The 22,986-nt window shown below is 50.6% G+C and carries 20 protein-coding genes and 2 tRNA genes; 3 read left to right on the top strand and 19 right to left on the bottom strand.

Going from position 1 to position 22,986, the window contains the following annotated elements:
• Nucleotides 1-272: 272 nt before the first annotated feature.
• From MKZ24_RS27225 to MKZ24_RS27250, 6 genes are all read right to left on the bottom strand, one after another.
• Nucleotides 273-1,103 (bottom strand): response regulator transcription factor, encoded by an 831-nt coding sequence (locus MKZ24_RS27225; RefSeq protein ID WP_340788645.1) that lies wholly within the window; start codon nucleotides 1,101-1,103, stop codon nucleotides 273-275.
• Nucleotides 1,075-2,790, bottom strand: a complete 1,716-nt coding sequence (locus tag MKZ24_RS27230; protein ID WP_340788648.1) for a sensor histidine kinase — start codon at nucleotides 2,788-2,790, stop codon at nucleotides 1,075-1,077. Before MKZ24_RS27230 ends, MKZ24_RS27225 begins: the two co-directional genes overlap by 29 nt.
• Before the next feature lie 126 nt (nucleotides 2,791-2,916).
• Nucleotides 2,917-4,572: an ABC transporter permease gene (locus MKZ24_RS27235; RefSeq protein WP_340788650.1), complete on the bottom strand. Its 1,656-nt coding sequence runs from the start codon at nucleotides 4,570-4,572 to the stop codon at nucleotides 2,917-2,919.
• Complete coding sequence (locus MKZ24_RS27240; RefSeq protein WP_042234715.1) at nucleotides 4,569-5,675, bottom strand: ABC transporter ATP-binding protein; 1,107 nt, start codon at nucleotides 5,673-5,675, stop codon at nucleotides 4,569-4,571. The genes MKZ24_RS27235 and MKZ24_RS27240 overlap by 4 nt, the downstream gene beginning before the upstream one ends.
• Nucleotides 5,676-5,719: 44 nt before the next feature.
• Complete coding sequence (locus MKZ24_RS27245; protein WP_340788654.1) at nucleotides 5,720-6,757, bottom strand: ABC transporter substrate-binding protein; 1,038 nt, start codon at nucleotides 6,755-6,757, stop codon at nucleotides 5,720-5,722.
• 465 nt (nucleotides 6,758-7,222) lie between these two features.
• Nucleotides 7,223-7,699, bottom strand: coding sequence for an IS1096 element passenger TnpR family protein (locus MKZ24_RS27250; RefSeq protein ID WP_052416203.1), 477 nt, complete (start codon nucleotides 7,697-7,699; stop codon nucleotides 7,223-7,225).
• 127 nt (nucleotides 7,700-7,826) lie between these two features.
• Here MKZ24_RS27250 and MKZ24_RS27255 point away from each other — a divergent pair, with 127 nt between their 5' ends.
• Together MKZ24_RS27255 and MKZ24_RS27260 are read left to right on the top strand one after the other, a co-directional pair.
• On the top strand, nucleotides 7,827-8,390 hold the full coding sequence (locus tag MKZ24_RS27255) for a hypothetical protein (RefSeq protein WP_042234710.1): 564 nt from the start codon (nucleotides 7,827-7,829) through the stop codon (nucleotides 8,388-8,390).
• Nucleotides 8,391-8,442: 52 nt separating this feature from the next.
• A complete protein-coding gene (locus MKZ24_RS27260) occupies nucleotides 8,443-9,780 on the top strand; it encodes a TerD family protein (RefSeq protein WP_340788660.1) in 1,338 nt (445 codons plus the stop codon).
• 113 nt (nucleotides 9,781-9,893) lie between these two features.
• Here the strand turns inward: MKZ24_RS27260 and MKZ24_RS27265 are convergent, their stop codons facing one another.
• The 4 genes from MKZ24_RS27265 to nrdR form a co-directional block, all read right to left on the bottom strand.
• Nucleotides 9,894-10,442: a GNAT family N-acetyltransferase gene (locus tag MKZ24_RS27265; RefSeq protein WP_340788662.1), complete on the bottom strand. Its 549-nt coding sequence runs from the start codon at nucleotides 10,440-10,442 to the stop codon at nucleotides 9,894-9,896.
• 202 nt (nucleotides 10,443-10,644) lie between these two features.
• Nucleotides 10,645-10,717: transfer RNA gene (locus MKZ24_RS27270), tRNA-Lys, on the bottom strand.
• Nucleotides 10,718-10,723: 6 nt separating this feature from the next.
• Nucleotides 10,724-10,799: transfer RNA gene (locus MKZ24_RS27275), tRNA-Ala, on the bottom strand.
• 246 nt (nucleotides 10,800-11,045) lie between these two features.
• A complete protein-coding gene (gene nrdR / locus MKZ24_RS27280) occupies nucleotides 11,046-11,522 on the bottom strand; it encodes a transcriptional regulator NrdR (RefSeq protein WP_039305242.1) in 477 nt (158 codons plus the stop codon).
• A gap of 164 nt (nucleotides 11,523-11,686) precedes the next feature.
• Here nrdR and MKZ24_RS27285 point away from each other — a divergent pair, with 164 nt between their 5' ends.
• Nucleotides 11,687-11,905 (top strand): alpha/beta-type small acid-soluble spore protein, encoded by a 219-nt coding sequence (locus tag MKZ24_RS27285; RefSeq protein WP_039305013.1) that lies wholly within the window; start codon nucleotides 11,687-11,689, stop codon nucleotides 11,903-11,905.
• A 99-nt stretch (nucleotides 11,906-12,004) separates the two neighbouring features.
• On the opposite strand, the gene MKZ24_RS27290 is transcribed toward MKZ24_RS27285, so the two are convergent.
• From MKZ24_RS27290 to pnpS, 9 genes are all read right to left on the bottom strand, one after another.
• Complete coding sequence (locus tag MKZ24_RS27290) at nucleotides 12,005-12,568, bottom strand: lytic transglycosylase domain-containing protein (protein ID WP_340790225.1); 564 nt, start codon at nucleotides 12,566-12,568, stop codon at nucleotides 12,005-12,007.
• Nucleotides 12,568-13,164 carry a dephospho-CoA kinase gene (coaE, locus tag MKZ24_RS27295; RefSeq protein WP_340788668.1) on the bottom strand — a complete coding sequence of 199 codons (597 nt, stop codon included), beginning with the start codon at nucleotides 13,162-13,164 and terminating at the stop codon, nucleotides 12,568-12,570. The genes MKZ24_RS27290 and coaE overlap by 1 nt, the downstream gene beginning before the upstream one ends.
• Nucleotides 13,165-13,173: 9 nt before the next feature.
• A complete protein-coding gene (locus MKZ24_RS27300; protein ID WP_042234684.1) occupies nucleotides 13,174-13,899 on the bottom strand; it encodes a manganese efflux pump in 726 nt (241 codons plus the stop codon).
• A 195-nt stretch (nucleotides 13,900-14,094) separates the two neighbouring features.
• Entirely contained in the window at nucleotides 14,095-14,937 is an 843-nt protein-coding gene (gene mutM / locus MKZ24_RS27305) for a DNA-formamidopyrimidine glycosylase (protein ID WP_042234682.1), read from the bottom strand.
• 51 nt (nucleotides 14,938-14,988) lie between these two features.
• The gene (gene polA / locus MKZ24_RS27310) at nucleotides 14,989-17,661 is read right to left on the bottom strand and encodes a DNA polymerase I (protein WP_042234680.1); all 2,673 of its coding nucleotides are present in this window, start codon (nucleotides 17,659-17,661) and stop codon (nucleotides 14,989-14,991) included.
• 228 nt (nucleotides 17,662-17,889) lie between these two features.
• Nucleotides 17,890-18,549 (bottom strand): phosphate signaling complex protein PhoU, encoded by a 660-nt coding sequence (gene phoU / locus MKZ24_RS27315; protein ID WP_039304983.1) that lies wholly within the window; start codon nucleotides 18,547-18,549, stop codon nucleotides 17,890-17,892.
• 123 nt (nucleotides 18,550-18,672) lie between these two features.
• On the bottom strand, nucleotides 18,673-19,428 hold the full coding sequence (gene pstB / locus MKZ24_RS27320) for a phosphate ABC transporter ATP-binding protein PstB (protein ID WP_039304980.1): 756 nt from the start codon (nucleotides 19,426-19,428) through the stop codon (nucleotides 18,673-18,675).
• Between the two features lie 139 nt (nucleotides 19,429-19,567).
• On the bottom strand, nucleotides 19,568-20,296 hold the full coding sequence (locus MKZ24_RS27325; protein ID WP_039304977.1) for a response regulator transcription factor: 729 nt from the start codon (nucleotides 20,294-20,296) through the stop codon (nucleotides 19,568-19,570).
• 195 nt (nucleotides 20,297-20,491) lie between these two features.
• Nucleotides 20,492-22,285: a two-component system histidine kinase PnpS gene (gene pnpS, locus MKZ24_RS27330; protein WP_042234678.1), complete on the bottom strand. Its 1,794-nt coding sequence runs from the start codon at nucleotides 22,283-22,285 to the stop codon at nucleotides 20,492-20,494.
• Nucleotides 22,286-22,986: the final 701 nt, after the last annotated feature.

Here is a 22,986-nt window from a genome sequence, read left to right on the forward strand (position 1 = left end):
CATCTTGCGTATCCGCGGACAAAAAACAATTAAAAGCTAAATAGAAATTTTCATATCTGCGGTCCATTCTATCAGACAGCTCTAAACAAACTCTTAACAATTCTCGACAAAAACCGCTTCATCAGGTCCTACATACGGGTAATTTCTCAAAAAAACGAAAAAACCCTGTCCCCCCTCAAAAAAATGTCTAAAACAAAAAAACGCAAGGAGCTTTCGCTCACATGCGCAATTTTTATCGTACATCAAATATCCCTGTTAAACGTAAGGCTGAATTAGCTCCTGTTTTTCATGTCTGAACCACTGGCTGCATCCATATTCTCTTCTCCGAGTCCGTACCGTTCCTGATAATAGCTGGGTGTACATCCTGCGTATTTCTTGAAGATTGCAATAAAATATTTGTAATCCTTATAGCCTACATCTGCTGCAATGGCATACACCTTATCCTCACCGCTGCGCAGCAGATCCATCGCTTTCTGGATGCGGTAACGGTTCAGGAAATCATTGAAGGTATAGGTCGTTTCGCTTTTGAACTTCTGATTCAAATAGGTAGCACTAACGCCTAGGCTCTCCACCAGATCCTTGATCCCGATTTTCTCTGCATAATGCTCCTGGACATACCGGATCATCCTGGACACGTAACGGGAGGACTTGCCGGGAAGCTTAACGATGGATGCCTGGAGAGCTTCCCCGTTTCCGCCACCCGAGGTCAGCATTGCTGTGTATTGCCGCTTCATTTCCAGCTGGCTTTTGGCCCGCTCCAGTGCAGCTAATAACTGTTCCTGCTCCAGCGGCTTCAGCAGATACTCGGTAACCCCCAGCCGGATGGCGTCCTTAGCCAGCCTGAATTCATCATACCCAGACAGGATGATATAGCTGCAATCTGCTTCCTCCACACTCTGTTCAATCATGGAAATCCCATCTATAAGCGGCATATTGACATCAACGATCACGATATCGGGGCGCAGATCCGCAATCTGGCGGAGCCCTTCCTCACCGTTCTCCGCTTCACCCACAACCACGCAGCCGGCTCCCATCCAATCAAATGTAAAGCGTAGCCCTTTGCGGATCATCTCTTCATCCTCGACCAGCAGCACCTTGAACATCCGTCTCCTCCTTCCGGAATGGCAATCTAAATGTAACGGCTGTGCCTTCCCCCTGAGTGCTGTCAATCTGAATACCGTAACGTTCCCCATACATCAGCACAAGCCGCCGATGCAGATTATGCAGGCCGATATGCGGGGCCCGGTTATCCTGCGACCTCATAATAGCACGCACTTCCTCCAGCCGGTCCCTGCTCATTCCTCCGGCATCGTCCCTTACCTCGATGATCAAATCCGTTCTGTCTACCCAGCCAACTACTGTAACCGCTACAGATTGGCGCTGGCGGTAGCCGTATTTAATTGTATTCTCAATTACCGGCTGCAGCATCAGTCTGGGGACAAGTGCCGTCCGGGCCGTTTGATCCACCTCTTCCCTATAGTGGAGCCTATCTTTGAAGCGTATCTGCTGCAGCTTCATGTAGCCTGCAATATACTCCAGATCATCCCCAAGCACGACATGGTCGCGCTCATTGCCTATACTGTAGCGCAGATGCCGGGATAGTGTAAGCACCATATCCTGGGCAAGCTTATTGTCCACGACAATGGCGTAACGGAGCGTCTCCAGTACATTGAATATAAAATGCGGATGAAACTGCGACTGCAAATGCTTCACTTCAATCACTCTGCGCAGATCGGACAGTTCGATGTTCTGGGTGATCAGCTCATTCAGACGCTGTAGCATTTGATTGTATTGGCTCGCCAGTGTCTCGAACTCATCACCCGTCCCTATGTAAACATAGGAATCCATATTGCCGGACTGGAGCTCTCTGACGGCATAGATCAGCTTGTCTATAGCCCTCGACTGGCGTGTAGAGATAATGCGGGCAGAATATTGAATGACAATCCAGAGCAGCACACTGGCCATTGCAAAAAATACCGCCAGAGACCAATAGGCGCTGCGATTCCCTTCAGCGGCACTTAAAGTATAAACACGCCATTGCGACAGCGGTATGTATGTTTCTTTACTGTAGTACTTTCCTTTATCAATCCATACGTATCCCTTAGAATCACTGGCCAGGCTGTATTTGTTCATCAGCCCCTGGGTCAGATTATTTGTAGTAGCAATGATGGTCCGGTAAGGGTCGGTTACCACGGCGATTTCGTTGTTCTGCACGAAGATCAGCTTCTGCAGATCCAGCTCGTACAGCTGGTAGATCAGATAACCTAGCACAACTCCGCCGTCACGTATTTCTCTGGCAAACGAATATGCTGTGTAGCGGTCATGCGAGAAGCGGATATGGTTAGTCTCGGCTAACTCCGCCAGACCTTGATTATGCATCCGCCGGGCAATCGCCTGCAGTGCAAGATCAGAGGGTTCGGAGTTATAGTTGGCAGACGATGCCATGATATTTCCGTCCGCACTTATGATATACATGATGCTCTTCACCTGCTGGCGGTTATTGAAGTCATAGAACCGCTCAAATACCTCCGGGCCTTGAGTCCGTGATCCTGTAAATGCAACAACAGAATCCAGCGTTGCTGCTTCATTCATTTCCTTAACGTAAGAGCTGTAGACTTCCTCCATCGCCGATTTGATTTTTTTACCCGCATCCGTTGTCTGGTTGATTAGCAGAAACCGCGAATTGATCATCATAAATATCAGGAACAGCACAAATAGAATGGAAATCGGCACAAGGGTGTGCAGCAGAAACAGCCTGCGCAGCGAATCCTTGAAGCTCCTTTTAGCCATTGTGCCTCCCCCTCTCATTAGTCCTACTATCATACACGGGCAGCCGGAATCGGGATACCTTGCAAAATATCGGCAAAAGCCTGATAGAAAAAAGCCGGTACCCGCTTACGCGGAACCGGTCTTCAATCACATGGTTACTTCTTTTTTACCGGAGAGCTTGAAGAACAGCAGCAGTGAAACCACAGTGATCGCCGTCAGCAGCGTCGATAAGGCAGCAGCAACCCCATAATTGCCGCGGATAACCTCGGTGTACACAGCAACTGTCATCGTCCGGGTATTCCCTGTATACAGAATAATAGAGGTGCTAAGCTCCGTAATAATGCTGATCCAGCTGATGATCGCCCCGGCGAATACACCGGAAATCATCATCGGCACGGTAATCTTGAAGAAGGTCCGCATGGTGGATGCCCCCAGACTGATCGCCGCCTCTTCAATACTGTCGTTCACCTGATGGAGCACGGCGGCACTGGAGCGGATCGTGTATGGCAGCCGCCGGATCACAAAAGCAGCAATCAGAATGACAGAAGTACCACTCAGTACCAGTGGTTCCTTATTGAAGGTAACCAGCAGCGCGATCCCCAGAATGGAGCCAGGTACAATGTAAGGCAGCATCGTGAAGGTATCCAGGACATGGGCAACCGCTCCTTTGCGCTTCACCGTGACATAAGCGATCAGTACCGCAGCCAGCGTAATAATGACAATCGTGATACTGGCCATCATGAAGGTGTTATAAATGGAATCTCCTACTTTGGAAAAGGCCGCGCGGTAGCTGTCCAGGGAGTAACCGTCGACGAATATTTTGCCCGAGGTCTTCAGGAAGGATGTATAAGCAACATAGACTTGAGGCATCAGAGCCAATAACGTGAACAGATATACGTAGGCATGTGCCGCCAGATTGGCGATTCCCTTCAGCTTTTTCGGTTCAATCGGGTTCAAGGCACTCATACTGTAGGATTTCCGGTTCGCAACGTACTTCTGCAGCAGAAACACGGTGATTGCGAACAATACTACAATTACACTGATCGCTGCAGCAAAGCCGTCATCTCCCCCAACCTCACTGATAAATTCATTGAAGATTAGCACAGGTACAGTTCGGTACCCTTCGCCAATCAGCATCGGTGTGCCGAAATCCGCGAACGCCCGCATGAAGACCAGCAATCCTCCGGCCAGCAGCGTCGGCGTAATCAGCGGCACGAGTATTTTCCACATTTTACGCAGACCCGTACAATTCATGCTCTCCGCTGCTTCCATCAGGGAGTTGTCCACATTCTTCAGCGCCCCTGATACGTACATGAAGATGAGCGGAGACAACTGGAGCGTCAGCACCAGCAGAATGCCGGAGAAGCCGTAAATGTCAGGCATACTGAAGCCGAATACAGTGGACATGAATTTAGTGATCACCCCGCTGCGTCCCAGCAGCAGAATCCAGGCATACGCGCCGATAAACGGAGCGGACATGGACGAGATTAAGATCAGAATGCGCACTGTAGCGCTCCCTTTAATCTTGGCAATCGTCATGATGTAGGCCAGCGGTCCGGCGACCAGGATAGACAGCAGCGTAACACTTACAGTCACCTTAATGCTGTTCCATACAGCGTTCATATAGTAGGCCTTGCTGAAAAATTTATGGAAGTAGGCAAGTGAGAACTCGCCGGTTGTCTCGTCAAAGAAGCTTTTAATCAGCAGCATGAATAGAGGCAAGGCCAGAAACACCAGATATCCGGCAAAAATAATGAAGGTAATCAGCGACCAGATGTCCCAGCGCTTCATGCGGCCGCTCATGAGCCTAGCCCCCGGTTCAGATTACGTTCCCCGGACGCATCATAGACATTGACCGTTCCCGGAAGTATAGCGAGAGCAACCTTCCGGCCAATATCCACCACTTCAGTGGAAGCCGACTGCTGGATGATTTCCACTTCCTGTCCATTCTCAAGCGCTACGACCAGATGCGTATTGAGTCCCAGAAAAACATTGTTCACAACTGTCCCGGCAAGGCCTGTGCCGTCCTCTGACAGCACAAATTCCTCCGGCCGGACTGAAATTTTAACCTCCGATGCTCCAGCAGACTTTAATTCTGCCGGCAGCCCCGGCACCGCCAGTAAGTAGCTGCTGCCAATACGAAGAACCGCATCGCCTTCAGCTCCATTCTCCAGCTTCGCCTCAATTACATTGGTCCGTCCGATGAATGTAGCGACGAACAGATTGGCGGGGCGCTGATAAATATCCCGTGGTGTTCCCACCTGCTGGATGATGCCGGACTTCATAACCGCGATCCGGTCGGATACTGCCATCGCCTCTTCCTGATCATGCGTTACGTATACCGTAGTAATTCCTACCTCGCGCTGAATCCGCTTAATGGCATTGCGCATATCCACTCGCAGCTGGGCATCCAGATTAGAGAGCGGCTCATCCATCAGCAGCACATCAGGATTAATAACGATGGCCCGCGCCAGCGCTACACGCTGCTGCTGACCGCCTGACAAATTCTTAGGCATTCTGTTTTTGTATACCTCAATCTGCACCGTATCCAGAATCTCCTCCACTCTTCGCTGCAACTCTCCTTTGCCCACTTTACGGTTCTGCAGCCCGAACGCAACATTCTCGGATACGCTTAAATGCGGAAAGATCGCATAATTCTGAAATACCATTCCGATATTCCGTTTGCCCGGTGGAACGTTATTCATCACTTTATCATTGAAGCCGAGATCCCCGCCTTCAATACTGTTAAAGCCGGCCACCATCCGCAGCAGTGTCGTCTTCCCGCAGCCTGAAGGACCCAAAAGGGTGAAGAACTCACCCTTTTGAATATCCAAAGACAGCTCGGGGATAACGGTAGTATCGCCATATTTTTTGACAATGTCCTTGAAGGATATCGCAACGCTCATGTTATTCACCCGCCTTCTCTCTGATTTACGGTTCTGGTCATGAATTATTCAGCAATATTGGTAAACAGCTCAGTATAACGCTCCACAATAGCTGCCTTATTCTCTGCAACGTAGGCTACGTCCTCATCAATCACCTTGATTTGGTCTATCGGTGTCATGAAGTCTCCGATCGCAGCATCGGCGCGCAGCGGACGGTTGGTCGTTTCTTGTCCTAGCGCATCCTGACCTTCTTTGGAGATCAGGAAGTCGATGAACTTGCGGGCGTTCTCCTGATTCTGAGAACCCTTAACAACGCCGGCTACCGCATCGAGGAACACCGTTCCCTCTTCCGGATATACCACCTTTACCGGCGCACCGTCTTTTACGTAGCTGACTGCCGGATCTTCGTAGGTTAACGCCACTACGTATTCACCATCAGCAACACTTTTGTGCGCTTTGCTGGACCCTCCTGCAATTTTCCCATCCAAATTCTCCAGTAGCTTGGCTACATAATCCCAGCCTGCATCAGAGGTATAATCTCCGCCCATAACTCTAAGCATATTGGTCAACTGAGCGAACGCCGAGCTGGAGTTGGCCGGGTCCGCCATCGCGATCTTGCCCTTCAGCTCCGGATTGAGCAGATCCTCATAACCGTTAATTTCAATATCACCTGCGAGATTCGTGTTTACTAGCAGCACACTTCCGTCCGATACGTAAGAGGTCATGATGCCAGTCGTATTGGTGTGACCTTCTAATAGGTCCTTATCATTAGGTGAGACATATTCCCCGAACAAATCCGCATTATCGTTAAACAGTGCATAAGCTCCGCCGAACATGACGTCAGCATACGGGTTGGTTTTCTCTGACTGAATCCGTTTGATCAGCTCGCCGCTGCCTGCCGATACCAGCTCCACTGTAACGCCAGTCTGCTTCTCGAATGCCGGGATAAGTGCATTAATCATTGCTTCACTGTTCGGGGTATAGACTACCAGTTTGTTCGAGCTGCCGCCTGAAGCATCTTCATCCGCTTTGTTTCCTCCGCATGCCGAGAGCACAACCACCATCATTGTCATAATAAGTGACACCGTTAACCACTTTTTCATTTCCTCTTCACCCCTTGTCTGGTTATAGGTCTATTTTATCAGCTTGAAATTTCATTAAAATCCTATTATTCGACAAAATCATCTAAAATCCACAACTAAAACAAATGGTCATGTCATATAACGTAACATAAATTGGATCTTTGGTTGTCTTTAACATTTTTCCCGCAGTTAATATCCTTAGACACGGGAGGCGGACTCGTACTTCATTTCATTCCAATCAAAAAACCCTGGAAGTAATCCCAGGGCTGATTGCAAATTCATTTGTGTAGTCCGACTCTTGTCCAAAGGATGCGGTCTATTTCTGCCCGTAGCACCTAAAAGCCTCTGCCCTTAAAAGCGGCTATTGCTCAGAGAGTCGTGTTGACGCACGGCTCTCTTTGCATACTAAATATAAAGTCAAGCGCTCATGTATCGTATTCAGTACAAAACCTGCATTGAGGATTTCGCGCACTACATGCCGCCAAGTTATTCATCTTCGTCCTCATATTCTTCTTCGTCTCCGAAACCTCCATATTGATTAGGCACCTCTCCGTTACTCTCCATAATCATCGGTAATTTCTGACCCGGACTCACCTCTATAGTTCCCAGATACTGAACAATAAAATGCCATTCATCACCGTAGTCGAATAAGAGTAACATCTTTTGTTTAGGAGTATGGAATACTTTATTGATTTTTGCCCTGTTCACGCCGGGGAACTTCGTCTTCTCACCGATATCGGCAAACAGCTCGTAGCCTTTTTCAGAGCGTGTCCAGTTTTTGATATTATCATAGAAGCCAAAGGCGTGATCCAGATCAAAATCAAAGGCTTCAATCGAAATTTCCGCCAGAGCATACAATGAGTCTTCGGCAGCAATAACTATATTACGGAAAGGCCGTCCACGAACCGCAACGTTCCTATCGCTTAAAGTCACTTTAAAAGATTGTGCTTGATTATTCTTCATCGTTGTTCACTCCTATACTAAACTACTAAATTCATTGTAAATAATCAACCGTGCTCTCCCAACATTCCCCATATTCTGCTATGCTAATATAAACCCAAAGAAGAAGATGCAGGAGGCGCGAACTTGAATGGATGCATTTCAATATGAGCTTACTTCAGAGACTACGATTAATCTGAAATATGAGTATGGAGGCGAGTACTTCACGTTCAGCTTGTACCGGGATGACAGAGGCTGGGTGCTTCACCCCTTTGACGGCATTCTGCTGAGGAATCCGGCAATGTGCTCTCTTGTCGCCCAAGAGCTGTTCAAGCACAAGCCTTTTCAGGTCATGCTGGCAAAAGAGGGAATTCTTTTCACCGATATACGTTCCACTGTTAACCTCGATAACGTGAACACTCCGGTTGCCGCGCGCAATGAGCGGGAGTCCTACGATAACCCGGCTGATGACCTGATGGAATTTGTTCAACAGCACTCGGTGGAAGAGGTCATTGATTACGAATGTAGTCTTGTCGAGAACCGCATCTCCTTTTATAGAGAAATCCTGCAGCGGATGTTCATGGACAATCTGGGCCCCTCGGATCCGGAGTTCCAAAAGGTGCAGGATATTGTACGTATCTACGAACATTCTTTAGACAGGTTATCCAGTCTGAACGGTCCGAATCTTGATGCCGGAAGACGCGACAGATTCTAAGCTCCTTCACGTATTCATTCAATTCTACTAATCTTCTGAAAGGCAGGTTCCAATGACCGTTGAACTGATAAAGGGACAAAAATGCAACTTAACAAAAGATACGCCTCTCCTTACCCGTATCATCGTCGGAATGGGCTGGCACAATACGGGCTCTGCGGTTGAGGTTGATTTTTCCGCCTTTTTGCTTACGCCATCCCAGAGCGTCTCAAAAGATGAGGACCTTATTTTTTATGGTAACGCTTCTACTCCGGACCAGTCTGTAAGTGTATTGCAGTCTGATAAAAAAACTTACGCAGGGTTAACCGACAACACACAAATCGCTGTCAGTCTCAGTAAGATTCCCGCAGAATACGAGCGGATTGCATTTGCACTAACGATTTATGAGGCTGAGAAGCGGCAGCATAGCTTCTCGCTGCTGGATGATGCCTATTTACGGATCATCAACGCTGCTGATGGAACTGAGCTTCTCCGCTACAGGCTGGGTAAAGCGTTCACTGTAGAGACCGCAATTGTAGCCGGAGAAATCTACAGATACCAGAATGAATGGAAATTCAGCGCAGTAGGTTCCGGATATGCAGGCGGCTTAGCTGCCCTATGCCAAAGTTATGGGATTCGGATCAATGACATTCTGCCGTCTGTTCAGCCCGCCAGCCGGGTCGTTCAGCCGCAGCAGTCTCCCCTTATTCTCCCGGAGCTGAGGTCACGGCCGAAACCGGCGGGTCATTTACCTCCTTCTTTACCAGCTTCACCACCAGCATCGCCAGCATCGCCTGCGTCACCTCCAGCCCCACCTTTAAATCCGGGTTCCCATCTGCTTAAGCAACGCGGGGAGCGGATCAATCTGCAGAAAGGGGCAGGATCACTAGGCGAGATCCTGATTAACCTGAACTGGGTGCAGACCCAATCATCCGGCTGGTTCGGCAGCAAAGGCATCGATCTTGATCTCGGTTGTCTGTTTGAACTAAAAAATGGGCTGAAGGGCTCTGTCCAGGCACTCGGTGAGTCCTTCGGCAGCTTGAACAGGCCACCCTACATCTCCCTGGATGGGGATGACCGCACCGGATCGATCGCCACAGGTGAGAATCTGCGGATCAACGGCCATTATCTTTCCGAGATCAGCCGGATTGTTGTCTTTGCCTTTATCTATGAGGGAATCACAAACTGGTCGCAGGCTGACGCCCGTGTGACTATCAGGCAGCAAAACGGACCTGATATCGAAGTCCGGCTGGATGAGTATAACAATAATAAGGGAATGTGTGCCATCGCCATGATTCGTAATCAGCAGGATGAGACCTTCAGCGTGGAGCGGCTCGTAGAATATTTCGCCGGACATGAGGAATTGGATCAGCACTATAACTGGAATCTGAGATGGGAAGCCGGGAGCAAATAGAGCGTTAATCGGATGCCCCGTTTTTCCACTCCAACACTCCAACTGTCTAAGAACATCAAAAGAACGGCAGCTCTGCCGTTCTTGGGGACCATCAAGCCTTTTTAATCCCAGGCCTAATCTGTATATCTCGCCATCGTATATGTACTGTAATATTTCCCGTCTGACAGGATACGGTCCTTCTTCAATATGCCTTCGACTTCAAAACCAAGGCTCTTGTACAAGCGGATCGCCTTCTCATTGGTTTCCAGAACGCCGCTTAGAATCATCTTGGTGATGCCGTTTGCGTCGGCCCAGGAAATGGACGCTTGCAAAAGGTTTGCGCCCACTCCGAAGCCCCAATATTGTTTCAAAACTCCTACTCCAAATTCCACTTTGTGCTTAAACCGCTGCAGATCATGTCCTTCACACCGGGAATAACCAATGATTCTGCCGTTCGCTTCCGCAACCAGGCATATATTCCGCGGATGGTTCATGTCCCTCCCGATGATTTCTTCAAATCCGGCTTCATCAATAAAAGCCTCTCCCGGCACCCGGTCCATATGCTCGGTCTCCCCGTCAATCTGAAGCCTTACCTCGGACAAAGACTTCGCATCTGCCTTAACTGCAGAGCGGATCGTGTAATTCAGACCTTTCACCTTGTATTCCTGCTTGGTAATGATCATGGCTTATTTTCCTTTCTTAAAAGAATCAATGACTAGCCGTGAAGAATATACTGCGTGGAAACTCTCCTAGAGTAAAGGGCTAGTGCAACCCAGCCCTTCTTCATCAAACATGAGTTTAATATATAGACGAATACATACTATTTGATTTCCGTCTACTAATGAAAACAGCAAAAAAACGGCATCTCTGCCGTTTCTTCTGTGATGGACTCTCAGGGGCTCGAACCCTGGACAAATAGATTAAGAGTCTACTGCTCTACCAACTGAGCTAAGAGTCCGTAGTATGGTGGAGAATAGGGGGCTCGAACCCCTGACCTCATCGCTGCCAGCGATGCGCTCTCCCAGCTGAGCTAATTCCCCATACGCTTGATTTCGAATCACATTATGTATTCTGAAATCCATTTTGAGCGGTTCACTCAAGTCGCTTTCAAGTTGTTATGTTTCTTAGGCGACTTCTATATAATACAGAAATTCGGGATCAGTGTCAACACTTTTATAAAATTAATTAATTTCTATACAGAAGCGCTTCTCACAGAGGCCAGCCTCACAATATCAAGGCTAGCCCCTTTATGCCAGGAATGACACATTCCCTCTTCAGTAAGCCTCCTACAGCCCGTCCAGCTCCTCAGTCCCCTTAGAGAGCAGTCCCTTCAGTTCCTTCATAAACATGTTGATGTCCTTGAACTGGCGGTACACGGACGCGAAGCGGACGTAAGCTACCTCGTCTACAGGGTAGAGCTGCTCCATGACCAGCTCGCCGATCTGGCGGCTCTCGATCTCGGCCAGGGCGATGCCGCGCAGGCTTTTCTCAACCTCGGATACGATGACTTCCAGGCGCTCTACAGAAACGGGACGCTTCTCACAGGCGCGGATGAGGCCACGGAGGATTTTGTCACGGCTGAACTCTTCGCGGCTGCCGTCTTTTTTGATGACGATCAGCGGGGTTTCTTCAATCATTTCGAAGGTGGTGAAACGGCGGCTGCACAGTTCGCATTCGCGCCTGCGGCGGATTGACTTATTCTCATTGGCTGGACGGGAGTCAAGCACCTTGGTATTGGTGTGATCACAGTAAGGGCATTTCATAAGCTTCATCACTTCCTCATAGTAAGAATGGGTATGCCCCGCTCCTGAATAACCAGGTTAAACGGGGCTTATGTTAATTTCCAGAAATCACCGTTTATTTGTTGTTATGAATATGGCAAGTCCAGCACATAATACAGTTACCAACCGATAGGAGGTGAACAGCAATGAGCCAAAACAACAGCTCCAATAACCTGGTAGCTCCAAATTCACGCGGTGCCTTGGAACAACTGAAATTCGAAGTTGCCCAAGAACTAGGTATCACCCTCTCCCCAGATGGATACCAAGGCAATAAAACTTCTTACGAAAACGGTTCGATCGGTGGTTACATCACTAAACGTCTTGTAACCCTGGCTGAACAGCAATTGGCAGGTCAATACAAATAACCTGTCTCCATAAGCTTGCCTAAAGAAGTATTGAACGGCCTCCGGGCCGTTTGATGCTTCTTTTTATGTCGGCACAAACGCAATATTTAAAGCAGAGCCTCAGAATTCACTGTAGAGCTCTGTGTATTGGTCATAATAATAGATGACACGCTGTACATAGTGACGGGTCTCTCCGAACGGGATATCCTTCACAGACGCTTCTGTTCCGTCCCACCGGCCTTCATCCAGCCAGCTCTGTACTTTGCCGGGTCCGGCATTATAGGCGGCTATAACCGCTGTCCGGTTGCCGTCAAACTGCCGGGAAAGCGTAGACAAATACCAGGTACCCAGTTCGATATTGGAGGATGGCTCTTCTTTTAGCCGCTCAAGCGACACTTCAGGAAGCTTGGCCTTTTCCAGCGCCCACTTGGCGGTATCCGGCATCAGCTGCATCAGTCCGATTGCACCTTTTTTGGATTCGCGTCCGGTCTTGAAATTGGTCTCAACCCGGATAATTGATGCCACCAGGAACGGGTCCAGCTCATAAGTAAGGCTGTGTTTGCGGATCTCATCTTTATAATGTATCGGATAAAACCAAGACATCCAATTGGTGCCCAGGAACAGGATCGCTGTAAAGCCAATAAACAGCAACAGCAGTACTCTTTTTTTGCGCAACCACTTCATCATAAGAGGCCCAGCCTGTCCCACAGGCTGGCAACCTGCCGCTCCGTAGCTCCGGGATCACCGCTGTTGTCGATCACGTAGTCGGCTTTCCTGCGCTTTAGTTCGATGTCCATCTGCGATTTCAGCCGGTTCTCGGCTTGTTCCAGCGTCATTCCATTCCGCGCCATGAGCCTGGCCAACTGGACTCTGCGGGGCACATATACCACAATAATATGATCGAATAAATTGTCCAGCTGTGATTCATAGAGCAGCGGAATATCCACAATAACCAGCCGCTGCGGATCTTCCTGATCTAACGCATACATACGGTCCTTAATTTCTGTACGGATCGCCGGATGCGTCAGATGGTTCAAGGTCTGAAGTGCTTCCGGATCCCGGAAAACGATCTCCCCCAGCCTCGGCCGGTCCAATGTTCCGTCCGGCTGCAGAATCGTCTCTCCAAAAGCCTGTACAGCAGCGGCCAGCACCGGATGTCCGGGGAGCATAACCTCTCTGGCGATGACATCGGCATCCACCAGAGCAGCTCCCTTGGCGACAAACAGTGCGGACACGGTGCTTTTTCCGGAAGCAATCCCTCCGGTTAAGCCCATAATCATGTACTCACCTCATAATAGCTTCATTATACCCATTGCAATCAATAATAACGCCGGCAGAACAGCCGCATGCTTCATCCAGTAGCTGCCTGACAATCTTAGTCCTGTCTTCATCCCCAGCAGCAGAAATGTTCCGCTGAACACAGCGATCATCAGCGAGGTCGACACCGGGCTGAACCCGAGCAGCGCAGCACCGAGACCGGCACCGAAGGCATCCAGCGACAATGCAATGCCCAGGACCATGGCTTCCATGGAGGAGATACTCCCGGAAGCATCCATATCGGCGGAAGACGGGGTGCGGAGGATCTGAATGACTACCCCCAGATGCCGGAGCTCCAGCGAGAATACAGCCGGCTTCAGCGGTCCCGCATCTTCCCTAATCGCAGCGGCAGCCGTCTCCAGCAAGGCCTGCCGGTCTGGCAGCCCGTCTCCGGCTCCCAGCTCTGCTTCCCCCTGCTCCTTCTCTTTCTGTGTCAGCATCTGAAATAGTGACCAGCAACCCATCAAGACGAGAATAACCGCTCCGATACTGGAAGCGGCATGCGGTGAGACCACCTTGGCCAGCAGGACGCCGACCTGCATAGACACACAAATGACTACCCCCGAACAGAGCGAGATAATCATAATTGAGAGCAAAGGAATTTTCATTTTACGCAGTCCATATGTAATGCCTACACCAAATCCGTCCAAACTAAGAGCAAACGCAAGCAGCAGCAGTGACAACAATGGGCTAAGCACCCGCAATCCCTCCCGTGAAGAACCGGAACCTGGCGGCCTTGTCAGCCGGGCTCCGTTCGCCTTAATCAGCAATCTTCACACATTATATGGGCGGGACGGGCAGTGAGTGCCTGCCTTTTGATGAAGCATGGACAACACCGTTTAGAATTCCCTTAGAATTTCCTATAAATCCACTTCATACGCCCGGCTGAATGCTTACCTTGTCTGCACCGGTACTGGCTGGCAGCTCGGACAATAATGCGTGCCCCGGCCGCCGACAACACTTTTCTCAATCAACGTTCCGCAGGTAGCGCAAGGCTGATCCTTGCGTCCGTATATGCGGTGCTGATCCTGGTAATTCCCGCTCTCCCCCTGGCCGTTGACATACGACTTCACTGAGGAGCCTCCCGCATTCACCGCCTCTGTCAAGGTTGCAACGATCGCATGATGCAGCCTGGCCAGATGGTCCTCCGAGAGGGAGTTTGCGGTTTCTTCCGGATGAATGCCGGCACGGTGCAGGGATTCATCCACATAAATATTACCGATACCGACGATATATTCCTGATTCAGCAAGAGCGGCTTAATTTTGGTACTTCTCTTCGAGACAATCTGCTTGAAACGCTCCAGGGTGAAATCCGCATCCAGCGGTTCCTGTCCCAGCTTATTCAGCGGCTTCAGCAGCAGATCCTCACCCGGCTGGAACAGATGCATCGTTCCGAACTGGCGCACATCGGTATAACGCAGCTCCGTACCGTCGGAGAAATGGAAAATCACATGAGTATGCTTGTCCAGCGGCTCGCCCTCCCGGTACACCCCGTAACGGCCTTCCATCCGCAGATGGGAGACCATCACAAGTCCATCGAAGACGAACCGCAGGAACTTGCCTCTGCGCTCAACCGTTACTACGCTATGGCCTGCCAGCATATGGGCAAAAGCCTGAATATCATCCGGGCGCTGAATAATCCGCGGCAGCCGGACGGTGACATGCTCTATCTGCTTGCCTGTAATTAAATCATTAAGTGTTCTTCTGACTGTTTCGACTTCCGGCAGTTCCGGCATAATGGCTCACCTCCACTCCATTATACCGGATATCCAGCAGATGCGGGGAGCCTATTTCGCTTCATACCAGTTACTTCCAAAACTTACCTCTGCCTTCAATGGAACGGACAGCTTCAGCGCTCCGGCCATAACCTCCGGCAGCAACAGCTTCATCTGCTCCAGTTCATCTTCCGGCACCTCGAATACAAGCTCATCGTGTACCTGCAGCAGCATACGGCTCTTCAGCCCGCGCTCGTATAGCGCCTTGTCCATGTGAACCATCGCCAGCTTGATAATATCGGCAGCCGTCCCCTGGATCGGTGTATTCATGGCGGTACGTTCGGCGAAGGAACGCAAGTTGAAGTTCTTCGCGTTAATCTCCGGCAGGTAGCGGCGGCGCTCCAGCAAGGTGGTCACATACCCCTGCTTACGGGCCTCTACGACGATATCATCCATATAGCGGCGGACACCCTTGAACACTTCGAAATATTGCTCAATGAACTGGGCCGCTTCCTTGCGCGGAATGTTCAGGTTCTGTGACAGGCCATAATCGCTGATGCCATACACAATTCCGAAGTTAACCGCTTTGGCTGAACGGCGCATATTGCTGTCCACCATATCGGCAGTAACGCCAAATACGTCCATCGCGGTCTTCGTGTGAATATCCATGTCTTCTACAAAAGCTTCCTTCATCCGCTCATCGCCGGAGATATGTGCCAACACCCGCAGCTCAATCTGCGAGTAATCCGCCGCCAGAATCGACCAGCCGGGTTCGGAAGGCACGAACACCTTACGGATCTTGCGGCCTTCTTCCAGCCGGATCGGAATATTCTGCAGGTTCGGGAACTGGCTGCTGAGCCGTCCCGTAGCGGCAATCGTCTGCCGGTAGAAGGTGTGTACCTTCCTGGTCTCCGGCGAGATTTCCTTCAGCAGGCCTTCCACATAGGTGGATTGCAGCTTGGCAATGGAACGGTATTGCAGGATCAGGCGCACAGCGTCATGGTAAGGAGCCAGCTTCTCCAGCACTTCGGCATCGGTGGAATACCCGGTCTTCGTCTTCTTCACGACAGGCAGGCCGAGCTTCACAAACAGGATTTCCCCCAGCTGCTTCGGTGAATTGAGATTGAATTCGGTTCCGCAGATCGAATAGATTTCTCCAACCAGCCTGGAGATCTGTGCTTCGAATTCTTTGCCGAGCTCTATGAGGTCATCTTTGTTAACCGCAATGCCCTGCTTCTCCATATCGGCAAGAATCCGCGAGAGCGGCATTTCCAGATCCTGAAACAGTCCGGTCATCGCGGTCTCTTCCAGCTCCTCCTGCTGCTTCTGCACGATGCCAAGCACAGTTGCGCTCTTGCGGGCTACGTGGTTTCCGAGAATCTCAAGCTCAGGTATTCTATATTTGGCCCCTTTGCCGAATACATCTTCATCCGGTGATAAGCGGGGCAGACCGTATTTGCTCGTGAGATCATTCAGATTCTGGTTCGCTTCCGTCGGATCGAGCAGATATGCGGCAAGCTGGACATCATTAGCAGCTCCGGCAAAAGCAATCCCCTGCCAATGCAGCGCCAGATCGGCACGGTGCAGGTCATACCCGCTCTTCGGCGCTTTGTCATCGCCGAGCCAGTGCCGCAGCGGCGCCGCTGCGGCACTCTTCAGCAGTGCAAACGGCACGAAGTAGTGCTGCTCCGGCGAAGACAGCCCGAGACCAATGACCTCCGCACGGTGCGGATTCTCACCATTCGACTCCACATGCAGCGCCGAAATGCCCGGCAGCGCAGTAATCAGGTCCGCCAGTCCGGCTTCATCCACAATAGTGATATTAAGCGTTGCCGCTTCCACCGCTGCTGGATCGGAACTGCTGCCATCGGCCGTATGGGAATAGGCGCTCAGCGACAGGCGTTCGAGCAGGGATTTGAATTCGAGCTTAGCGAGTGCAGGGCCAGCCGTATCCGTATTAATACCGCTGAAGACCATATCCTCCCAGGCATGCGCCAGCGGAACTTCGCGGTAGATCGTCGCCAGTTTCTTGCTCATGATGGCGCTGTCAGCATGCTCCTCCAGCTTTTCCTTCATCTTGCCCTTCAGCTCACCGGTTCCGGCCAGTACACCTTCCACCGATCCGAACTGCTGAAGCAGCTTAAGCGCTGTCTTCTCCCCTACTCCCGGCACACCGGGAATATTGTCACTGGCATCGCCCATCAGCCCTTTCAGATCGATGATCTGCTCCGGGGTAAGATCATATTTGTCCCGGATCTGCTGCGGCCCGTACAACTCTACTTCCGTAACGCCCTTACGGACCAGCGCGACGGTTGTATGCTCGGACGCCAGCTGTAGCATGTCCTTATCCCCGGACACAATCATCACCTGCCGCCCTGCGGCATCCGCCTCGCGGGAGATGGTGCCGATAATATCGTCGGCTTCATAGCCGCCGATCTCAAACTGCGGCACCCCTAATCCCTGCAGCAGTTCCTTCAGAAGCGGGAACTGTTCAGACAATTCCGGCGGAGTCTTTTGGCGTCCGCCTTTATAGTCTTCATACCCTTCATGCCGGAAGGTAATCTTACCGGCGTCAAAGGCCACAATCATATGACTCGGCTTATGCTCTTCAATCAAACGCAGAAGCATTGTCGTGAAACCGTACACCGCATTCGTTTGCTGTCCTGCTGTATTCGTCAGCGGCGGCATCGCGAAAAACGCCCGGTAAATGATATTATTTCCATCAATCAGTATCAGCTTGTCCACTATAGCACCTCGCCTTTATCTTGCTTACTTCTTATATAGTACCATATGCCCCGCACCAAGTTGAAACATAAGGATGATTGATTCTAGTGAAGCCTATAATGAAGCCGGACGGATTCACACCAGGTCTGCAGCTTCAGGCATTCTAAGCAGGATTTCCAATCAGAAGGCGCTTTAAAACAAAAAAGGCAAGCCTCCGGGGATGAAGGCTTGCTGTCGTGCCTTATGCTTTTATTGATTCAGGTCCGGACGTTTGCCCGTTACAAGATAAACTACGCTCTCGCCAATGTTGGTCGCATGATCCGCGATACGCTCAATATAGCGGCCAACCAGCGTAAGCAGCATAGCCTGATTAACCGACTCAGGCTTCTGAACCATGTAAGTGTACAGTTCATTAATCATTGCACTATACAGCCCGTCGACCTGATCGTCGTCCTGGGCCATTTTGTAGGCCAGATCCGTATTCTCATCCAAATAGGACTGAATTGCCTCTGAGATCATTACCGTAACAATCTCGGCCATCCGCGGAATATCCACAAGCGGTTTAATCAGCTGCTGCCCCTGGATCCGCATCGTTACCTTAGCCACATCCAGTGCCAGATCCCCCATACGTTCGAGGTCACTGGAGATTTTGAAGGCTACAATAATGCGGCGCAGGTCCTTGGCTACCGGCTGCTGGGTGATGATCAGCCGTGAGCCGATCTCCATAATCCGGTCTTCCATCGCATTCAGCCGTAAATCGTTCTTAACAATTTCCTGTGCCCGCACGGTGTCCAGATTCTGCAAAGCGAGTACTGCACCTTCCAGCGCATCCGTAACATGCTCGCCCATCTGCTCCAGCAGATTGCGCAGCTCTTCCAGATCTTTATCGAATTCTTTTCTGCGAATCATATTGAAAACGATCCTCCTCAAAAACATATGGTCATATAGAGTGAACTTAAGAAACCGCCGTCCCTCTTCTTAAGTTCAGCTTATACAGCTGATTTCCTTCCGGAAAACGAATTCCTCTGCCGCTTAACCGAAGCGTCCGGATATATAATCTTCTGTGCGGGAGTCTTTGGGATTCGAGAACAGTAATTCCGTATCCTGAGCCTCCACGATAACTCCGTTCAGGAAAAATACAGTGCGCCCCGACACCCGGGCGGCCTGATGCATATTATGCGTGACCATTACAATCGTATACTTATCCCGCAGCTCCTGTACCAGCTCCTCAATCTTCAGCGTGGACACCGGATCAAGTGCAGAGGTGGCCTCGTCCATCAGCAGAATATCCGGCTGTACGGCAAGGGCTCTGGCGATGCAGAGACGCTGCTGCTGGCCACCGGACAAGCTGAGGGCAGACTTCTTGAGGAAATCCTTCACTTCCTCCCAGAGTGCGGATTGGCGCAGGCTTTGCTCCACAATGACATCAAGCTCGGCTTTGCCCTTCACCCCATGGAGGCGCGGACCATAAGCTACATTGTCATAAATCGACTTGGGAAAAGGATTGGGCTGCTGGAACACCATCCCTACCTGCTTGCGCAGGCTTTCCACTTCAATCTCGTCGCTGTAAATATTTTTACCGCCGATGTTTACTGTTCCTTCAATACGCGTTCCGGGAATCATGTCGTTCATTCGGTTTAGGGTACGCAGCAGCGTGGACTTTCCGCAGCCGGAAGGACCGATAAAAGCGGTAACCTGTTTCTCCGGAATTTGCAGATCCACATTCTTCAGCGCGTGAAATGACTCATAGTAGAGATCAAGTTTCTCTATGTCAATGATGGATTTCATTAGTTTCTATAGTCTCCTTCTCATCATCTTCGTTCCCCATGATAAGCTTTCAGTGTAAATAGAGCTCTAGAGAATTGTTAACGCTGTGTAAAATCAAAATTCAGCAGAACAGGTGTATCAGAAAAAGAACACCGCCATATCAAATGACTGGTGTTCTCTTCTTGTTCACGACCAGCTTATAGCCTACGCCGCGGATGGAATCAATATGCACGGATTCTGGATCAAGCTCAAGCTTCTTGCGCAGCGAGCTGACATGAACATCTACAGTACGCTGGCCGCCGATATAATCGAAACCCCAGACCGCATTCATCAGATCATCACGCGTCAGAACCACACCCGGCTTCCGGGCCAGATACAGCAGGACTTCAAACTCCTTGGGACGCAGATTAATACTCTGTCCACCCAGCGAAACTTCATAACGTTCCGGGTAGATTTCCAGCTGTCCCAGGATAATGGTCGAAGCGGATACCGCCGTTTCCGGGGGGGCTTCCTCGGCAAGCCCCGATATCCGGCGCAGAACCGCGCTGACACGGGCCAGTAATTCGGAGACTCCAAACGGCTTGGTTATGTAATCATCGGCCCCGGATTTCAGGCCCCGGACTACATCCTCTTCGGCATTCTTGGCCGTCAGCACAATGACCGGTGTACGTATGCCCTGTCCACGCAATTTATCCAGAATGTCAATGCCGTTCATGCCGGGCAGCATAAGATCCAGTACGATTAAATCAAAAGGTTCTCTAGTCGCACGGTCATATCCTGCCGTTCCATGATCCTCCACCGTCACTTCATAGCCTTCCTGTGTCAAATTATAAGACAGCAGCCGGGCTAGTGTCGGTTCGTCTTCAATGACAAGCAATCGTTGTGCCATAGGTTCCCCCGTCTTTTCATAGGTTATTAAATTTACAAAACTGCACACATGCACATCATAGCACCACAATGTTAACTTGGTGTAAAATTACGAATTTAATATTACCCCTTTGCCGGCATACAATCAAATCAGGACATACGCCTCTCCACAGGCTTAAGACGGATGTCCTTACAGAATTGAATCCTTGCTGGCAGGTTACTCGTTCTCTTCCTGCAGCAGCGGTAATTCCAGGATAAAAGAGCTGCCGATGCCCAGATCGCTCTCTACCGTAATTGATCCCCTGTGCAGCTCTACCAGATGCTTCACGATGGACAAGCCCAGGCCGGTTCCGCCGGAGCTTCTGGAGCGGGCTTTGTCCACCCGGTAGAAACGCTCGAAGATCCGCGGCAGATCCTTGCGCGGAATCCCCATGCCCGTATCGCTCACGGTAAAGCGCACACTCTCCGTTCCGTCTGCCTTTTGAACATTGGCTACGGTGACCCTTACATTTCCCCCGTCCTGCGTGTAGTTGATCGCATTCGAGAGCAGATTCATGAAGATCTGACGCAGCTTGTCTTCATCTCCCTCGATAAACAGCTCAGCAGGTACATCCGAGCTCAGGGTGATCTTCTTTTTCTCCGCCACCTTGCTGAGTGTTTCCAGCACAGAATCGAAGAACTCGATCAAATGAACCGGCGAGCAGTCTAGCTGGACGCGTTTGGATTCAATTTTGGACAATTCCAGAATATCTCCAATCAGGCGGTTCAGCCGTTCATTCTCATCATAAATAATCTGCAGGAACGAACGTGCCGTCTTCTCATCCGTAACACCCCCGCCGAGCAGGGTTTCGGCGAAGCCTTTTACCGCAGCTACCGGGGTCTTCAGCTCATGGGAGACATTCGCGACGAATTCGCTGCGCATTTTCTCCAGACGGCGGATTTCCGTAACCTCCTGCAGCAGGAACAGCATTCCCCGGGTGGAACCGTCCTGAATCATCGGCACTCCGTCCAGGCGTACAATCCGCTCCACCGGATTATAGATAATACGCTCTTCATGGACCGGTTCATTACGGGATACGCCTTCTTCAATCAGCCGGGTCAGCTCATAATGATGTTTGATCTCTTTGTAGGAATGCCCGGTCATCTCGCTGTTCTTCACATCAAGGAGCCGTTCTGCCGCACGGTTGAGCAGGGCTATCTCCCCCTCAGCGTTAATCATCACGATCCCGCCGGTCATGTTATCGAGTACGCTTTGCAGCAGATCCTCGTTGTCGCGGATGGTCTTCAGCTGGGCCTGGAGACTGTCCGCCATCGCGTTGATCGCTGTCGCCAGCTGACCGACCTCGTCCTTGCGCTTCATCGGCACACGGGCATCGTAATCCAGATCGGTGATACGCCGCGCTACTCTGGTAATCTGCTCTAGGGGTGAGGTCATGCTGGAGGCTACTTTATAGCTCACAAAAGTGGCTGCCATAAACAGCAGCACGAGTCCTCCGGCCATAATCATCCACGCCCGGTTCAGTCCTTCCGTCACCGCATCCAGCCCCATGGAGAGCCGGATATATCCGTCAAAGCCCTGGTCAGAAACTACCGCACCTGCTACATAGAGCATTTCCTGGTCCAGCGTATCACTGTAGCGGATTGCCCGGCCAATCCCCTCTTTCGCGGCGAGCAGTTCCTCTTCCCGGGTGGAGTGGTTGTCCATTTCCAGCGGATTGCGTTCCGAATCACCAATTACCCGGCCTTCCTTCGTAATGAAGGTGATGCGCGAACCTGTCAGTGTGGATATCGTCCGGGCCTGGTCTGTATAATAATCCATGGCGTCCGGACCGTGCATATCCTTGAACGTAAATGTGCCGGAGAGCAGATTTATTTCCCGGGACATGTTTTCTTCCAGTACGGAAATATGTGAGTCCTTAAACAGTTGGGCCATTGTAAGGCCAGCCCCGGTCATGGAGATCCCGATCAGGGCCATGAGTATGAATGTAAGCCTAACGCGGAACGGTTTCATCAGTAGTAGTCCTCTTCCTTATCATTGTGTCCTTGTGAACATCCTACCTCCATTTTCGTCAAAATACCAGTTCCGGCGGCGATTATCAACGGAGTGTAAAATGGGAGTGGATGAATGTTATTTGGCGCTTGGAGTAAAAGCTGCTTTAGCACTTGGATGGACGCTCCGCAAACGGACCGTTGTTCCGATCGCTGTACGAGGGACGTTTGAACTTGCTGTGAACGCTCCGCAAACGGACCGTTGTTCCGATCGCTGTACGAGGGACGTTTGAACTTGCTGTGAACGCTCCGCAAACGGACCGTTGTTCCGATCGCTGTACGAGGGACGTTTAAACTTGCTGTGGACGCTCCGCAAACGGACCGTTGTTCCGATCGCTGTTGTTCCCGGATTTTATTTATTCTCCTTAGCGGTGAAAATCCGGGAACAAAGGCGAACGCTATCGCTTCTCCACAATCAGTCCGTCCGCTCCGCTGTTTAAGAGGGGGAAGTTACGGCAAACCTGTAGACCCTTTAAATCATTGAAAGCTTCAGCCCTCCATTCTTCAATCCTCAATCCTCAATCCTCAATCCTCAATCCTCAATCCTTCAATCCTCAACCCTTCAATCCTCAACCCTCCAGCAATCCCAACACTCTCAACACTCCAACACCTCAACACTCCAACACCTCAACACTCCAACCCTTAATCCTCCCCTCCATAAAA

This window comes from Paenibacillus sp. FSL R7-0297 (genome assembly GCF_038009025.1).
Classification (GTDB): domain Bacteria; phylum Bacillota; class Bacilli; order Paenibacillales; family Paenibacillaceae; genus Paenibacillus_AQ.

Bases quoted from the DNA above. Each gene is read 5' to 3' on its own strand.
- MKZ24_RS27225 (WP_340788645.1), bottom strand. From the start codon at position 1,103: ATGTTCAAGGTGCTGCTGGTCGAGGATGAAGAGATGATCCGCAAAGGG.
- MKZ24_RS27230 (WP_340788648.1), bottom strand. From the start codon at position 2,790: ATGGCTAAAAGGAGCTTCAAGGATTCGCTGCGCAGGCTGTTTCTGCTG.
- MKZ24_RS27235 (WP_340788650.1), bottom strand. From the start codon at position 4,572: ATGAGCGGCCGCATGAAGCGCTGGGACATCTGGTCGCTGATTACCTTC.
- MKZ24_RS27240 (WP_042234715.1), bottom strand. From the start codon at position 5,675: ATGAGCGTTGCGATATCCTTCAAGGACATTGTCAAAAAATATGGCGAT.
- MKZ24_RS27245 (WP_340788654.1), bottom strand. From the start codon at position 6,757: ATGAAAAAGTGGTTAACGGTGTCACTTATTATGACAATGATGGTGGTT.
- MKZ24_RS27250 (WP_052416203.1), bottom strand. From the start codon at position 7,699: ATGAAGAATAATCAAGCACAATCTTTTAAAGTGACTTTAAGCGATAGG.
- MKZ24_RS27255 (WP_042234710.1), top strand. From the start codon at position 7,827: ATGGATGCATTTCAATATGAGCTTACTTCAGAGACTACGATTAATCTG.
- MKZ24_RS27260 (WP_340788660.1), top strand. From the start codon at position 8,443: ATGACCGTTGAACTGATAAAGGGACAAAAATGCAACTTAACAAAAGAT.
- MKZ24_RS27265 (WP_340788662.1), bottom strand. From the start codon at position 10,442: ATGATCATTACCAAGCAGGAATACAAGGTGAAAGGTCTGAATTACACG.
- nrdR (WP_039305242.1), bottom strand. From the start codon at position 11,522: ATGAAATGCCCTTACTGTGATCACACCAATACCAAGGTGCTTGACTCC.
- MKZ24_RS27285 (WP_039305013.1), top strand. From the start codon at position 11,687: ATGAGCCAAAACAACAGCTCCAATAACCTGGTAGCTCCAAATTCACGC.
- MKZ24_RS27290 (WP_340790225.1), bottom strand. From the start codon at position 12,568: ATGAAGTGGTTGCGCAAAAAAAGAGTACTGCTGTTGCTGTTTATTGGC.
- coaE (WP_340788668.1), bottom strand. From the start codon at position 13,164: ATGATTATGGGCTTAACCGGAGGGATTGCTTCCGGAAAAAGCACCGTG.
- mutM (WP_042234682.1), bottom strand. From the start codon at position 14,937: ATGCCGGAACTGCCGGAAGTCGAAACAGTCAGAAGAACACTTAATGAT.
- phoU (WP_039304983.1), bottom strand. From the start codon at position 18,549: ATGATTCGCAGAAAAGAATTCGATAAAGATCTGGAAGAGCTGCGCAAT.
- pstB (WP_039304980.1), bottom strand. From the start codon at position 19,428: ATGAAATCCATCATTGACATAGAGAAACTTGATCTCTACTATGAGTCA.
- MKZ24_RS27325 (WP_039304977.1), bottom strand. From the start codon at position 20,296: ATGGCACAACGATTGCTTGTCATTGAAGACGAACCGACACTAGCCCGG.
- pnpS (WP_042234678.1), bottom strand. From the start codon at position 22,285: ATGAAACCGTTCCGCGTTAGGCTTACATTCATACTCATGGCCCTGATC.